Genomic DNA, 16,328 nt, shown 5'->3' on the forward strand with positions numbered 1-16,328 from the left:
CCTGCTATTCAGACAAAAATAATTGTTTTAAATAGGGATTCAGCCATTTTTGCTGCGGATCCAGTTGCTGGCGCAATCTCATAAAATCCTCCCATTTTGGGTAAAGATCACACAGCGAAGCGGCTGTCATGCTGTGCAACTTTCCCCAATGTGGCCGTCCCTGATATTTCTGAAAAATCGGCTCGACCAGATCGAAAATAGCTTGGCAATCCTGTTTATAAAATTGATGAATCGAAATCGAAACCGAATCACGCTGATAAAAAGGACTCAGCCAGATCTCATCGGCTTTGACATAACGGAATTCGATCGGGAAAAACATCGGCACATTCTGCTTCCTTAAGGTGGCTAAAACCTCCTCCAGACATTGCAAGCCGGAATCGACCGGAACCTGATATTCCATTTCATTAAATCTGGTCTGACGCGGAGTCGGAAAAATCCGGGATGACCAATCCACATAACAACTCGGTTTAACAAAAACACCCAATAATTTTTGCAGATAAGGATTAGATGCAGGAATAAATCGGGTCAATTCAGAACACAAAGTCAATAACGCATCTTCAGATGGCCAGTTCTCCTGCCTTGGCTGAATTTCATCATTCGTTTCATCCAGGGTTTTTAGCATGACCTGATCAGAATGAAGAAAAACCCAAAATTCAATATGCCGGTGCTGATGTTTCCATTGATCGATATGCGCAAATACTTCTTTTAATGGACACAGCCGAATCTGTTCTTTTAATTTATAGCGCGGACGATTTTGCAGGGTAATTTTGGTCAATATCCCCAGACTACCTAACGCCACACGCCCCGCTTGAAATATCTCGGTATTCTGCTGATGATCACATTGCAACAGCTCTCCATCTGCAGTCAGCAATTCAAAACCGTCCACAAAAGCAGATAAACAGGGTAAATCGATGCCGGTGCCATGCGTTCCCGTGGAAATCGCTCCCGCCAGACTTTGCTGATCAATGTCACCCTGATTGGGTAAAGCTTGATTGATCGGGGCAATATATTCACCTAAATCATATAAACGCGTACCAGCGTGCACGGTACATTGAACTTTTGCCTCATCCAAAGCCACCACACCTTTTAAATGATCGAGATGAAGCAGCACATCATTGGTTTTAGCCAAAGCACTAAATGAATGCCCCGCACCTACTGCACGAATCTTTGCCTGTGACTTCACCAAACCTTGTAATTCGCTTATTTCTCTGGGCTGAAAAACTTGAGGAGCGCTGTGCTGACTCCCTGACCAGTTTCGCCAGACTGCATTCGCCTGTTGTATTTTCATTATTATTCTCTGGCTCATATTATTTTACTGACTCAATTAGAGTAAAATACCTAAAAAATCAAATATGGGAACCCACGGGTTCAAAAAAATCAAATAGGGCTAAATATTTTAATTAATATTCAATGACTTAAAATTTATATTAATTTACTCGACTAAAGCATAAATGCAAGATTTCGAAGAAGTGCATATCTTTTCAAAAGGATATGAAAATAACGATACAACGGAGTTTTACCATGGTTAGCGCATACGATGAATTACCGCGTACCCCCGCAAATTTTGTAGCCTTGTCACCTTTACGCTATCTAGATCGTGCAGCTTATATCTATCCGAATCAAAATGCGATTATTCATGGTCAGCGCCGCATTACCTGGCGTGAGAAATACAATCGCTGCCGTCAGTTTGCCAACCAACTCCAAAAATTAGGCATCGGTAAAAATGATACCGTGTCTGTCCTGCTGCCTAACGTCCCTGCCATGATTGAAGCGCACTTTGCTGTGCCAATGGCAGGTGCGGTACTCAATACCTTAAATACCCGTCTGGATGCCAAGACGCTCGCCTTTATGCTGGAACATGCTGAAAGCAAAGTCTTATTGGTCGACCCTGAATTTACTGCACTTGCGACCGAAGCACTGGCGCTGGTTTCACAAGAAATTTATGTGATTGATGTGGCCGATGCAGAGTTTGAAGGTGAAGACAGCCGTATTGGTCAAATCGAATATGAAGACTGGATTGCCCAAGGCGATGCAAATTTTGACTGGCATTTGCCTCAAGATGAATGGGATGCCATCAGCTTAAGTTACACCTCTGGAACCACGGGTAATCCGAAAGGTGTGGTCTATCATCACCGCGGTGCCTACATTAATGCAGCCAGTAATATCATTGCTTGTGGCATGATGCCTCGCGCGACCTATTTATGGACACTGCCACTGTTCCACTGTAATGGCTGGTGCTTTGCATGGACTATGGCGGCCAACGGCGGAACCAACGTCTGCCTGCGTAAAGTCGATGCCGAACTGATTTTCAAACTAATTGCTGAACATAAAGTCGATTACTTCTGTGGCGCACCGATTGTCCTGTCGATGCTGATCAATACGCCTGAAGAGAAAAAGACCAAAATTGACCATCGTGTCGAAGTCATGGTGGCGGGTGCTGCCCCGCCGGCTGCAATTATTGAAGGCATGCGTAATATCGGAATTAACGTGACACATGTCTATGGCTTGACTGAAACCTACGGCCCTTCTGCGCTCTGTGCATCACAGGCCGGCTGGAGTGATTTGTCTATTCAGGAACAGGCGCAATTGCATTCACGTCAGGGTGTGCCATATCCGCTACAAGATGGTATGAAAGTGCTTGATCCTGACACCATGCAGGAAGTTCCGCATGATGGTCAGACCATGGGCGAGATCATGTTCCGTGGCAATATCGTAATGAAAGGTTATCTGAAAAATCCGGAAGCGACCGCAGAAGCCTTTGCCGGTGGCTGGTTCCATACCGGCGATCTGGCCGTGTGTCAGCCTGATGGCTATGCCAAAATCACTGACCGATCTAAAGACGTGATTATTTCCGGAGGGGAAAATATTTCCTCGCTAGAAGTCGAAGAAGTGCTGTATCAGCATCCTGCCATTTTAACGGCAGCTGTTGTGGCCAAGCCGGATCCACGCTGGCAGGAAGTACCATGTGCCTTTGTAGAACTCAAAGCAGGACAAACTGCAACAGCGGAAGAGATTATGGAATTCTGCAAACAGCATCTGGCACGTTTTAAAGTGCCTAAAGATGTTGTGATTACCGAAATTCCAAAAACCTCGACCGGAAAATTGCAGAAATTTGTTTTACGCGAATGGGCCAAAGAACGCGCTGAAGGTGAGTTTTCTTAATTCCATACCAGTGTGTTTTTTCAAAATCTACTCAATAAAAAATCGTGCCAAGTTTTCTTAGCACGATTTTTTTTAACTTACCCTCTCCAAACCTATCCCATAGGAAGAGGCTGATCAGAACAGTTACATCTCAACCATTTCCACGCCATCAATACGTGCCACAGTCATCAAGTCTTTATCACCACGACCTGAAACCGTCGCAATGATGATTTGATCCTTATCCATGGTCGGTGCAAGTTTAGACACATAAGCCATAGCATGTGCGCTTTCCAGCGCCGGAATAATGCCTTCAATCTTGGTTAAATCACGGAAACCCTGTAGGGCTTCATTGTCCGTGATCGGTACATAGTTCACACGTTCCATATCTTTCAGGAAGCTATGTTCTGGCCCCACACCCGGATAATCCAGACCGGCAGAAATTGAATGCGTTTCAATGATCTGACCTTCTTTATCCGACATCAGGTAAGTTCGGTTTCCATGCAGTACACCGACATGACCGGCATTCAATGGCGCTGAATGTTTACCGCTTTCAATACCCAAACCCGCGGCTTCTACACCGTACATTTGCACATCTTGATCGTTCAGGAATGGATAGAACAAGCCCATTGCATTGGAACCACCACCAACACAGGCTACCAAGGCATCAGGCAGACGACCAGCTTGCTCCTGAATCTGACGGCGTGCTTCACGGCCAATAATCGACTGGAAATCACGTACCAGCTGCGGATATGGATGTGGGCCTGCCACGGTACCAATCACATAATAAGTTGAATCGACATTGGTGACCCAGTCACGCATGGCTTCATTCATGGCATCTTTCAATGTTTTAGAGCCACTTTGTACAGGCACAACTGTCGCACCAAGCAAACGCATACGGTACACGTTCATGGCCTGACGTTTGACATCTTCAGCGCCCATAAATACCACGCACTCAAGACCTAAACGTGCTGCAATTGTGGCGGTTGCTACACCATGCTGACCGGCACCTGTTTCGGCAATAATACGTTTTTTGCCTGACAATTTCGCAAGCAAGGCCTGACCAATAGTGTTGTTGACCTTATGCGAACCGGTATGGTTCAGGTCTTCACGTTTCAGATAAATTTGCGCACCACCCAACTCTTTCGACCATCGTTCAGCATGATATAAAGGACTCGGACGACCGACGTAAAACGCCAGGTCACGGTCAAATTCTGCCAAAAACTGTGCATCATCTTTCATACGGAAATAGAGCTTTTCCAAGTCTTCTAAAGCCGCCATGAGTGTTTCTGACACAAAACGTCCGCCATGAATACCGAAATGCCCGCGTTCATCCGGGAATTGGGTATAGTCAACTGCCTGACTGTTCTGGCTAGTATTTTGCTGATCCACGATGGACTCCTTGCATAAAGCGTTCTATGAGTTGTTGGTCTTTAATACCTTTTGCGGACTCGACACCGCCACTCACATCTACGGCATAGGCCTGTGTGGTGAGAATTGCCTGTTCGATATTGTCAGGATTTAAACCGCCTGCCAAGATCAAGGGAATATCAAGTTTGGGAAATGTCTCCCAATCGAAGCTGTGGCCCGTACCACCTTTCAGATCAGGATGCCATGCGTCTAACAGAACTGCACTCGCGCCAGCATCTTGATAACGTTGAATTTCTACAACTACATCCAGATCAGGTTTGACCTGAATGGCCTTGTACCAGCGGCATCCGACCTGTTGAGCGATTGTCTGACATTGTTCCGGCGTTTCATCACCATGGAATTGCACAATATCAAGATGAACCGTTTGCAAGATATCCTGAATCTCATTAGCTGAATGATTCACAAATAGTCCAACCACTTGCACATAAGGTGCAATGGCTTGAACCAGTTGAGCAGCTTGAGCGGCTGTAACAGCTCGGGGACTCGGTGGATAAAATACGAATCCTATCGCATCTGCACCTGCATTCACCACAGCATGAACATCTTCGACTCGGGTGATTCCACAAATTTTGGCACGGGTTCGCATATTATTCTGGCTCTAGATCTACCAATGTCTTGAACAATCTATAAGATTGGGGGCAAATCATTGTAAAGCAATTTTTTCAACTTGCGTAAAGTTCGAACTGATATTTATTGATCGACATTGTTTAAACCTCAGTCGCTCTTTATACTTGCGCCAACTTGCAACAAGTTTAAGCAGATGCTTTAGGGAAGTTGGTGAAAATCCAACACTGCCCCCGCAACGGTAAAATGAAACGTTTATCTTTATAAATCAAATGATTTACACCACTGTAGCTAACTATGGGAAGGTGGATATTCAGCACAATTTCACTCGTGCACATTTCAGTCCGGATACCTGCTTGTTGTGTTCTATCACCCAATCATTCACGGGGAAGTGAATGTATGGAGCATTTCATGTCTATTCAATTTCAACCTACTGCCTTAGTAGGTGCAATCGCACTTGCGTTGGGTTTTACTTCATCTGTTCACGCTACTGAACAAAAAATTGCCAAAGCTTCTTTAGATACGATTGTTGTAACGGCAACGCGTTCCGAAGAAAAAATTGAAAATGTGCCTGCACGTATTTCAATTATTGAACCACAAATTATTGATCGCTCACCAATTGCATCACTCCCAGAGTTATTAAAAAGCCAAGCATCCGCCAACATTGTACAATTAGGCGGTTATGGTCAACAAACGTCAATTTTCTTACGTGGGACGAACTCAACTCAAGCGCTTATTTTAAAAGATGGCGTTCGCCTAAATTCGGCAACGACAGGTGCTGCATCTCTTCCATTTTTAGATACAACTGATATCAAACAAATTGAAGTGTTAGAAGGTCCTGCATCTGTTTTGTATGGCACAGATGCAATTGGTGGTGTCGTGCAAATGATTACAAAAACACCTGAAAAAACAGGTGCTTTTATTACAGGTGAAATTGGTGAAAATAAAACTTATAAATCGCTGATTGGTGCTGATCTCAGTGAAGATGATTTTTACGCACAAATTCGTGGACAACGTTTAGAAACTGATGGTACTCAACTAAAAGAAATTCAAAACGGAAAACGCGCTGCTTTTGACCAAAAAGGCTATAGCGCCAAAGTTGGTGTAGACAAAGAACAATATGCAGCATCTTTAGATTACAGTGAAAATAAAGGTAACACCCAATACGATAATTTTGGTGTCTTGGTTGATCAAGATTTTAAAAATGAACTTCTGAACCTCAAAGGCCGTATCAATATTGGCTCTCAAGTTGAAGTCAATGCACGGATGTCCCAATTTAAAGATGATCTACTACAAAACCAAAAAAATTATATTGGTCAATATGACTATGTATTCAGTAAAACTCAAGAAGCCGATGTATATGCAAAATGGCAGTTGACACCTGAACAGAATATTGCTTTAGGAAGTACTTATCAGAAGATAAAAGCGGATGCGCTCTCTTATGGTAAAAAAATTGACTCAAGTCTTGATTCTAAAGGCTACTACCTTCAACACCAATATGATACGAATGCCATCCATACTCAGCTAGGTTTACGCCTAGAAGATCATGAAAAATATGGAAAACATACCATTGGGCAAGCGGCTATTCGTTATCAATTATTCCCAACTACAAGTATTTACACGAATATTGGTACTGCATTCCGTTCACCCAATTTAAATGAGCTTTATAGTTCTGCAGGTAATCCCGATTTAAAACCAGAAGAAAGTACATCTTATGAAATTGGTTTAGATCAAAAATTAAATTACGGCATTACAACAGGCATTACGTTATATCGAAATGAAGTTAAAAATCTGATCGATGCAACAGATGCGACAGCTTATAAATTTCAGAATTTAGATAAAGCGAGCTTTGAGGGAAGTGAACTTTATCTCAAATGGACTGGTGAAAATCTTTATCTCAGTACAAGCTATAATTATGTTCGTGCAAAAGACAACACTACACATGAAGATTTAAGCCGTCGCCCTCGCCAAAAAGCAGCATTTACAATGGGATGGGATGAGGCTCAATATGGCTTCTCAACAACATTAACGGCAGTCTCATCTTCAGATAATAGCGCTTATGACACAGTTGTAATACCAGGTCATTTCAATATTGATATGAGTGGTTATTATAATATCAATGACATAATCAAAGTATTTAGCAACATTCAAAATGTCAGCGATAGTAAATACCGCACAGGTTATGGGAATAGTAGCTATTACATCAACGGTGGTCGCTTAGCTTCTGTAGGTGTAACGTTTAAATACTAAGTTCAGGCTTTTTCGAAATATCTTTGAGAATCATGTCATGCCTATGGCATGATTCTTTTTATATTTAGCATATTAAAAATGAAGGAACTCACATGGGTCACCGTTTAAGTAAAATTTACACCCGCACAGGCGATTCAGGCACCACAGGTCTGGGTGATGGTTCACGCGTCGCCAAAGATGATTTACGTATTGATGCGCTCGGTGATGTGGATGAACTCAATGCCGTGATTGGTGTATTACGTGCACAGATTTCAGCAAGCACGATTGAAGATAAAGCCACTTGGGACAAATCTTTAAGCCTGATTCAACACTGGTTATTTGATCTCGGTGGTGAAGTGTGTATTCCGGGTTTTAATCTGGTACAACCTGTGTCGATTGATTTTTTAGAAAATGATATCGACCGTATGAATGAAGCCTTGCCAATGCTCAAAGACTTTATTCTGCCTGCTGGCACTTTAGTCTGCAGCTTTGCCCATCAGGCGCGCGCAGTCTGCCGCCGGGCAGAACGTAGCGTGATGTCAGTCCACTCTCGCGACCAGAATATTCAGGCAGCGTCGCTACAACTGCTGAACCGTTTATCAGACTGGCTATTTGTAGCATCGCGCACCTTGCAACGCAGCGAGGGCGGTTCAGAAGTGCTGTGGCAAAAAAATATCAATGACAGCATCGAAAACTAGAATTATTTCTTGATTCTAAATCTAAAAATACGCGTCAGATGTATCTTGATTTTACAGTGCATCTGACGACAATAAGCCTTATCATCTTTTTGTCACATAGCACGCATACAATGAAATCAACTTCTCAATTTATGGGCAGTCTATGCGCATAATTGGTCATCGTGGTGCACGTGGCGAAGCCCCTGAAAATACCCTAGGCGGTTTTCAATATATTCAAGACATCGGTATTCGCGCCGTTGAGTTTGATGTGCGTCAGCTCAAAGACAATGCCTTAATCATCATGCATGATGATGATTTTGTGCGAACCACAGGTTTGCAAAAGCATTTATATGAATGCAATCGTCAAGATCTTGCACACTATAATCATGCTGTGACCTGGTCAGACTGGAATAAAGTCGAAGCCACTCCCCTTTTAAATCAGACCTTAAATGTCATTCGAGACTTTGAGCATATTGAAGTCGAAATCAAAAGTGTCGATTCCGAAGCTGCGGCTGAGAAAATTGCACTGGGCGTTGCACAGCAACTGCAAGGCTATGAGCAGGCGGCCATCATTACCAGTTTTGATGCCAAAGTCCTGCAAGCCTTCAAACAGCAAAACTCCCGGCTAAAACGCGGTTTACTCATCGAAACCGACCTAAAATATCAAGCGATTGATCAGGCACTAGAACTGGATTGCTGTCATATTGGCTGGATGAATGAGCTGGCCAGCAAAGACCTGATTCAGGCCACCCAGGCTGCTGAATTGAATATCAGTGTCTGGACGGTCAATGATGTGAGCCGAGCCAAAGAGCTGCGTGATTGGGGAATTCAAGGGCTGATTACCGATTACCCAAAACTGATGCTGCAGCAACTCTAAAAAACAGCCTGATTATTGATCAGTTCAAATCGTTTTATTTAAGACAGCTCGATTTCATGTCAAGCTATTAAAGCGTGTCTGACTTTTAGATTGATTCGACTTGAATGTTAAATTAATTTTCTATGAGATATATTCTGCAAATTTTCTGGCAATATTGTAGAAATGATGAACAGTTAAATCGCTTAATATTAGCCCAATTAAATAGTCTAAAAGACCGATAATCCTCAGTCACTTAGTCGGAAATCAAGCCCCGTCTAGACTGGCAAAATGGTCGTTTTTGCCCTACTTATCCTGTTACTGACAAGTACAATACAACCGTACAATAATGCTAGTGATGCTATAGGCCACATGCTAATATAAACAAGATAGGCTGCTGTTAAAATCAACAGTGGTTTCTGCTTTTTGTTAAACCTTCCAAGGTTCTAGGAGTGCTGTTGGAGATGAATGCTCCCTTACCCAAAGCCCCCATTAACTGGATTGCGGTGTTTGCATTGGTGTTATTACCCATTGTCGCCCTGATTGCAATTCCGTTATATGCGTATCACCATGATTTTAGCGCCGCCGCTTGGATCAGCATGTTTGTTTTACTGGGCGTAAGCAGCCTTGGCATTACAGCAGGATACCATCGCCTGTGGGCACATCGTGCTTATGAAGCCACTCTACCATTAAAAATCATCTTAATGATTATGGGTACATTTGCTGTACAGAATAGTATCTTGTTCTGGGCATCTGGTCACCGTACTCATCATCGTCATGTCGATGATGTGGATCAAGATCCGTACTCGATCAACAAAGGTTTCTGGTATGCACATATCGGCTGGATGTTACGTGATTATCCATCAGGTGTGGCCAATTATAAAAATGCGCCAGATCTGTTAAAAGACAAAGTCGTCATGTTTCAGGACAAATACTATATTCCATTAGTGATTGCCGTTCATGCTGCTATTTTGCTTCCAATTGGCTGGGCAGTCGGCGATGTCTGGGGAGTCTTGCTGCTGGGTGGATTAGTGCGTTTAATCCTGAGCCATCATGTGACTTTCTTCATCAACTCGCTGTGTCACATGTGGGGTAATCGTCCTTATACCGACGAAAACACTGCACGTGACAACTTCGTACTTGCGATTGCCACCTGGGGTGAGGGTTATCATAATTACCACCACATTTTCCAGTACGATTACCGTAATGGCGTGAAATGGTGGCAATACGATCCAACCAAATGGTTGATCTGGACCTGTTCTAAACTGGGTTTAGCCAAAAACTTACGTCGTATTCCTAGCTTTAATATCAAAAAAGCAGAACTGGCAATGAAGTTTAAATATGCTGAACAGGATCTTGCGGTGTATGGCCATGATGTTTCTGAAGACATCATTACTGTGAAAACCAAGATTGCACAGGAATATGATGCCTTTACCCAAACTTTAAATGACTGGGCCAAACTGAAAGAGCAAGAAATTCAGGTGAAAAAGGCTTCTATGGCAGAAAAAATTCACCAGATGGATGACAAACTGAAAGTTGAATTCCAGCTGGTTGAACAGCGTTTATCCCATCACCGGGCAACCTTAAATCTACTGGTTCGTAATTTGAAAAAATCAGCAGTATCTTAATAAAAACTGCTCACAAAAAAGCCCCAATCGGGGCTTTTTTTATGTCTGAAAGATAACTTGAACTCTCGTTTATACAACAGTTTTCTACAGGCAACTTTGTTATAGTCAAGGTATTCCAAGCCTGTACTGAGTGCCATGTATTTTAACTCTCGTTATCAAACCCTTCCTGCTGCCCTTTACCACCATCAAGTTCCGCTACCGTTGAAAGGCGCAAAAGCCGGGCATTTTAACGTAGCTTTGGCAGAACAACTGCAATGGTCAGATGAAGACAAAGCGCAATGGGTCGAGATGTGTAGTGGTCAGAAAGTCTTTGCTGAGTTTCAACCCTTGGCCATGGTCTACGCAGGTCATCAGTTTGGTCAATGGGCTGGACAATTGGGAGATGGTCGCGGCCTGTTAATTGCACAGATCCTTGATCAGGAAGGTCAGACTATTGACCTGCATTTAAAAGGTGCGGGTGCAACGCCCTATTCGCGTATGGGTGATGGGCGTGCAGTACTGCGTTCGGTGATTCGTGAATATCTGGCGGGTCATGCTTTAAATTCTTTGGGTGTAGCGTCGAGCAATGCGGTTGGCTTTACTTCCTCAACGCAAGGCATTCAACGCGAAAAGCTCGAACCCGGTGCAATGATGTTACGTACCTCAGACTGTCATATTCGTTTCGGGCATTTTGAATGGATCAATCAATATCAGCCGGATCTGCTGGCTGAATTTACCCAGAAATGTATTGAATGGCATTATCCAGAATGCCTGCAAGCCGAACAGCCGATTCTGAGCTTTGCCACAAAAGTTATTCAGCGCACTGCCGTCATGATTGCCAAATGGCAATTGGTTGGTTTTGCACATGGCGTGATGAATACTGACAACCTGAATATTACCGGTTCAACTTTGGACTTTGGTCCTTATGGCTTTATGGAGCGCTTCCGTCCGAACTGGATCAATAACCACTCGGATTATCAAGGGCGTTATACCTATCAGCAACAACCAAGTATCGGGCACTGGAACTTGTGGCAATGGTTAAACAATCTGGTTCCCCTCTGCCCTGCGGATTATGACAAAGAACAATGGAAACAGGATCTGGCCGGCTGTCTGGAACATTATGAGCCGACATTCTTGGAACATTACAAACACGGTTTAAACCAGAAAATGGGCTTGCCAGGTTTCCATAAAGACAGTTTTGACTGTGCGATGGCATTTTTGCGAATCTTGCAAAGTGAGCAACTGGATTACACCCAGAGTTTTATCCGCCTGCAAAATAAAGACTATGACGCTATTAAAGATGATTGTCTGGATCGCCGTCAGTTTGAAGCTTTCCTGACACAATATGAAACTATTCGTGCACATCAGGATATTGAAGAACTGGATGCCGCCATGAAGCAAGCCAATCCGCATTACATTCTGCGCAATCACATGGCACAGAAAGCCATTGAACGGGCAGAGCGTGATGATTTTTCCGAAGTCGATCGTTTGTTTAAATTGCTCAGCCAGCCTTATCTGAAACAGCCAGATCTTGAACATGCTGAAGATTTAGCACCATTGCCAAGTGATGTGCCGGAAGTGATGGTGAGTTGTTCTTCTTAACTTATTCACATCTGCTGCAAAAACTGTGGATAAATTGATCATTATCCACAGTTTGATTTAGAATCATCTCCAACAGAGAAAATCACTTTTTTAATCGTTGCTCTTAATCAGTTAAACCCATAGTTTAAAAATAAAATCATATTTCCCATGTGAGGATGCATGTCTAAAATAATAATATTGGGTATTGCTATCATTATCTTGGGATTTAGCCCCCTTTATTCTCATTTTACTCAAGCCTCTTTAAGCAAGGAGGAACGCTTAGCACTGTTCTCACCTGTTGGACTCATCACTGATTATTTTGCACCCACTGGAGAGGCTATTGTTCACAATGAGTTGAGACACTTCCGAAAGCTAAACCAGCAAATTTATTATTTCTTTCCTATTCCGCTCGCTCAATATGGTGTTCCTCTTCAAGACGCAGATGCAAAATCATTTAAAACACTGGCTCAACACTTCGGTTGGCAAAACTCTTCTGAAAAAGACCATCTGCGCAGAAAAAATATCGCCCTCGATCAAAACCATGTGTATTGCGGATTTCAAAAAATTCCAAATCTCAATCCATCAGGCTTAATTTATTTAGGCGATGGCTATCTGAGCGATGGTCACAACACTTACTATTGTGATTGGCAGTATCAAGCCCGTTCAGATTCGGTTCCCCCGACTCCACATGAAAAACTCAGTGCGATGCTGTTTGGGAAAAAGATTACTAAATCGGGATACTATTACCCGTTGTATGCATTAAAAAATGGCAAACATCCCTACACACTCATCCTTGAAAACATTGTGACAAATGGTGAGTCAAGCTATGTTGAAGGTAAAGTATTAGAATCAACTGCGCCTAATCAACTCAGATACTTAAGCACATTTCAACCTGATGAAAAGATCTGGCAAGTAGACAGTTACATAACAGATCAAAAACATGTTTTTTATAAAAATGAAATGTTGAATTTAAAATTTCATCCAGATTTAGAAAGTATTCCATTTAATTTCAAAGTTTATTTATATGATCCACTCAATGATCGCTATTTTTATCAGTCACATAAAATTGACCATCCAAACTTAAAAATGATCCAAAAGGATGACCAGCATAGCTTCGTTCCAATATTTACTTCTGATGCTCGGCTTGCGTATTTTAATACTCAAAAAATGCAACTGGAATTACTGAATAAAAACCCCTTTATGAAAGAGTTACATAGATTATCGCCAAGCGTATTCAGTAATGGACAGGACATTTATTATTTTAGGAAATACAAAACCTTTTCAAGCACGCTTTTCATGAAATTTTCTGAACTCTGTGCAACAACGTCAGAAATACGCGTCTTAAAAAATGTGCCAATTGATGGCTGGCATAAAGCAGAAGAACTCTGGATTCCACACCATGAATACCCAGGGACACAATTCAAAGGTCGTTTTTGGACATATGCAGATCGGCTTTTTTATCTGTCTGAGGATGGAAGCTGGACTGATTCGTTGTTTGAAGTATTAGCCAATCCGAACATTGATCAACTACGGAAAAATCAACTGAACTATACTCAGGCAGATGAGTTATTCAAAAATACTGAGATATTCAAACCCGTAAAAGGGAAAAGTTTTAGCAAAATTAAAGAGATTCAACGCTTTTGCTTTAAAAATATTTTTTCTTAACAGCAATACTGATGAGTGGATCTAAAGTATTATTCAATAAGAATCTGAGAATTAAAAAAGCGAACCACTCGGTTCGCTTTTTTTTAAACCGTACTAAAAATCAATCTTCAGGATATTCAAAACGATAACCTACACCATACACCGCCTGAATCCATTCATGACGGTTACCAGTTTCAGCAGCATCAGAAATCTTGCGGCGCAGGTTTTTGATATGACTGTCAATGACACGGTCTGCCACATCAAAACTGTCCGGATTGATATGATCCAGCAATTGCGCACGTGAATAAACCTGACCAACATGCTCCAGGAATAATTCCAGCAAACGGAATTCAGTCGGGGTCAAATTCAAGGCCTTTTGCTGATACCAGATGCGCTGCTGGGATTTATCCATACGAAACAGATCATTACTTTCCGGTTCTGATTTACGGTCCAGACGACGTAAGACTGCCTGTACCCGTGCAACCAACTCTTTTGGACTAAATGGTTTACACAGATAATCATCTGCGCCCATATTCAGACCCAGCACACGGTCAATTTCTTCGGTACGCGCGGTCACCATAATAATCGGCAAATCTGACTGTTCACGCACTTTACGGCAAATGGTCAGACCATCCATACGCGGCACCATCAAGTCCAAAATCATCAGACTCGGTTTACGCTGGGTAAAACTGTTATATGCTTCCTGCCCATCATGAAACATACTGACCTCAAAACCAGCAGCTTCCAGATAGTCTCGCACCAATTGTGCAAGTTCGATTTCATCTTCAACCAGCATGACATGTTTCATCAATATATTTCCTTTAGGGTTTCATTTGTTTAGGAAAACTCAGTTTGCAGCGTAAACCACCGAGTGGTGAATGCGCAAAGCTTAAGCTGCCACCCAGCGCCTGCGTAATTTTACATGATAATGCCAAACCAAGCCCAGTTCCGCCAGTCGCCCGGGTACGCGAATCATCGACACGGTAGAAACGCTCGCCAATCCGCGCCAGTTGCTCATCGCTCAAACCAAATGGACTGTCATCGACATATAAGGTCCATTCTTTCTCATCCTGCGTGCTATGAATATGCACCTGCCCACCCGCTTCAGTATAGCGAATACTATTACTGAGCAAGTTGGCCACAATCTGTTTAAAGCGGTCCAGATCCAGATTTAACTCAGTATCTTCGCCATTTGCGGTGACCGTCAATTTGGCCTGTTCAAAGTTTGGCTGGAAGTTGATCAGTTCCTGCTGTACCACCTCCCACGGATTCACCGTCGAGAAGTAAAATTGCAATTGCTGCGCATCGGCCTGTGCCAATGCGGCCAGATCCTGTGTCAGTTTTTTCAGGCTGGTGACCTGCGCCAGCATGGAAGCAAAATGTTCAGGGGTGGGTTTACGAATCCCATCCTGCATCGCTTCAATCTGTGCCTGCAATACCGCCAGTGGCGTTTTCAATTCATGTGAGGTATCTGCCACCCATTGACGGCGTGAGGTTTCATGCTGATCCAGAATCACAGCCAAGGCATTTAATTCATTGGACAAATCACCCAATTCATCATTGCGGTTGACTTTGACCTGATACTGATAATTGCCTTGGGTCAGAGCACGCGTACCATTCAGCAAACGTTGAATTGGTTTCTTGAAATAAGTCGCCAATAACAAGGAGGCAATCAGACTGGCCAAAATACTGAGCGCATAGACCAAGAACAAATAACGCTTTTGATTACTAAAAAAATTAATACTTAAGGCATCATCCTGATCCAGAACCGGCTTTAAGCCCAAATAGCCGACAATCTGATTATTCACCATAATCGGGCGATAGGAAATCTGCTCATCTGAAGCCTCACCGACCACAAAGCGCCGTTTTGCATCATACAGCGAAAGACGTGAACTGAGACCAAGACGATCCGGCATCTGGATAAACTGCTTCTTGCCGGTCGGCTGCTGTGCTGCTTGTTCGCCATTCTTACGGTCAGTTCTAAACAGATTCTGATTGGAACTCAGCGGAAATTTTAGGCCTTCAAAGGGCTGAAACTGCGAGGGTAGATTGGAAGCCAGGAGGCGTAACTCTTCTTCATTGACCTGACGCGGTGGCAAAGCCGGATCGACCATACTGGGTGCGACTTGAACCAGGGTCTGTTCCTGAAAATAGCGCTGCTGCAAGGCAATATCATACTGACGGCGCAGCCACCAGCGTGATAAACGGTCATAATCATCTGGGGCGGCTTCCCCTTCCATTTGTAGAATCTGGGCCTGAATCGCATTGCCCCAGTCCTGATACACCGCATAGACATCCGCCAGATTTTTAATCACATAATCCAGTTTCTGCATTTCGACATCAGCCACATAGCGGGCGAAATTACGCTGCATATTCAGATGCAGTACACCCAGACTCACTGTGGTAATAACCAGCGTGGTCAACAGTACGGTCAAAAATAGACGTAATGCAATCGGAATACGGCGAATGTTCAAAACAGAAATCTCAATTTTTCTTCTATATTCATTATTGTAGCGAACATGGCATCAAAAAACTCTTCATTGTTTCTTCATCTTTATTGTTTAATCTTTACCTGACATAAAATCAGGTTCTTGACGGGAATAA

Annotated in this window: 12 protein-coding genes and 1 riboswitch; of the genes, 7 read left to right on the plus strand and 5 right to left on the minus strand. The window is 43.0% G+C overall.

Annotation, left to right across the window (positions count from 1 at the left end; genetic code table 11):
* Positions 1-4: 4 nt before the first annotated feature.
* Positions 5-1,288, minus strand: coding sequence for a D-arabinono-1,4-lactone oxidase (locus FTU95_RS11745; protein ID WP_180078588.1), 1,284 nt, complete (start codon positions 1,286-1,288; stop codon positions 5-7).
* Positions 1,289-1,521: 233 nt separating this feature from the next.
* On the opposite strand from FTU95_RS11745, the gene FTU95_RS11750 reads away from it, so the two are divergent.
* Entirely contained in the window at positions 1,522-3,162 is a 1,641-nt protein-coding gene (locus tag FTU95_RS11750; protein ID WP_005095781.1) for an acyl-CoA synthetase, read from the plus strand.
* 123 nt (positions 3,163-3,285) lie between these two features.
* On the opposite strand, the gene trpB is transcribed toward FTU95_RS11750, so the two are convergent.
* Together trpB and FTU95_RS11760 are read right to left on the minus strand one after the other, a co-directional pair.
* Complete coding sequence (gene trpB, locus FTU95_RS11755) at positions 3,286-4,530, minus strand: tryptophan synthase subunit beta (RefSeq protein ID WP_180040504.1); 1,245 nt, start codon at positions 4,528-4,530, stop codon at positions 3,286-3,288.
* Positions 4,511-5,155 carry a phosphoribosylanthranilate isomerase gene (locus FTU95_RS11760; RefSeq protein WP_180078590.1) on the minus strand — a complete coding sequence of 215 codons (645 nt, stop codon included), beginning with the start codon at positions 5,153-5,155 and terminating at the stop codon, positions 4,511-4,513. Before FTU95_RS11760 ends, trpB begins: the two co-directional genes overlap by 20 nt.
* Before the next feature lie 145 nt (positions 5,156-5,300).
* Positions 5,301-5,508, plus strand: a riboswitch (cobalamin riboswitch).
* Between the two features lie 36 nt (positions 5,509-5,544).
* Here FTU95_RS11760 and FTU95_RS11765 point away from each other — a divergent pair.
* The 6 genes from FTU95_RS11765 (at position 5,545) to FTU95_RS11790 (ending at position 13,745) form a co-directional block, all read left to right on the plus strand.
* The gene (locus tag FTU95_RS11765; protein ID WP_180078592.1) at positions 5,545-7,383 is read left to right on the plus strand and encodes a TonB-dependent siderophore receptor; all 1,839 of its coding nucleotides are present in this window, start codon (positions 5,545-5,547) and stop codon (positions 7,381-7,383) included.
* 92 nt (positions 7,384-7,475) lie between these two features.
* Positions 7,476-8,060, plus strand: a complete 585-nt coding sequence (locus tag FTU95_RS11770; RefSeq protein WP_005172582.1) for a cob(I)yrinic acid a,c-diamide adenosyltransferase — start codon at positions 7,476-7,478, stop codon at positions 8,058-8,060.
* A 142-nt stretch (positions 8,061-8,202) separates the two neighbouring features.
* Positions 8,203-8,916 (plus strand): glycerophosphodiester phosphodiesterase, encoded by a 714-nt coding sequence (locus tag FTU95_RS11775; RefSeq protein ID WP_005095772.1) that lies wholly within the window; start codon positions 8,203-8,205, stop codon positions 8,914-8,916.
* A gap of 440 nt (positions 8,917-9,356) precedes the next feature.
* Positions 9,357-10,520, plus strand: a complete 1,164-nt coding sequence (locus FTU95_RS11780; RefSeq protein ID WP_005095770.1) for an acyl-CoA desaturase — start codon at positions 9,357-9,359, stop codon at positions 10,518-10,520.
* A gap of 135 nt (positions 10,521-10,655) precedes the next feature.
* Positions 10,656-12,101 carry a YdiU family protein gene (locus FTU95_RS11785; protein WP_180078594.1) on the plus strand — a complete coding sequence of 482 codons (1,446 nt, stop codon included), beginning with the start codon at positions 10,656-10,658 and terminating at the stop codon, positions 12,099-12,101.
* Positions 12,102-12,260: 159 nt separating this feature from the next.
* Positions 12,261-13,745 (plus strand): DKNYY domain-containing protein, encoded by a 1,485-nt coding sequence (locus tag FTU95_RS11790; RefSeq protein ID WP_180078596.1) that lies wholly within the window; start codon positions 12,261-12,263, stop codon positions 13,743-13,745.
* A gap of 100 nt (positions 13,746-13,845) precedes the next feature.
* On the opposite strand, the gene FTU95_RS11795 is transcribed toward FTU95_RS11790, so the two are convergent.
* Both FTU95_RS11795 and baeS read right to left on the minus strand, forming a co-directional pair.
* Positions 13,846-14,532: a response regulator gene (locus tag FTU95_RS11795; RefSeq protein WP_004278304.1), complete on the minus strand. Its 687-nt coding sequence runs from the start codon at positions 14,530-14,532 to the stop codon at positions 13,846-13,848.
* 13 nt (positions 14,533-14,545) lie between these two features.
* A complete protein-coding gene (gene baeS / locus FTU95_RS11800) occupies positions 14,546-16,198 on the minus strand; it encodes a sensor histidine kinase efflux regulator BaeS (protein ID WP_159138715.1) in 1,653 nt (550 codons plus the stop codon).
* Between the last annotated feature and the right edge of the window lie 130 nt (positions 16,199-16,328).

The sequence above is a fragment of the Acinetobacter sp. YH12208 genome (assembly GCF_013418055.1).
Lineage (GTDB): Bacteria > Pseudomonadota > Gammaproteobacteria > Pseudomonadales > Moraxellaceae > Acinetobacter > Acinetobacter pseudolwoffii.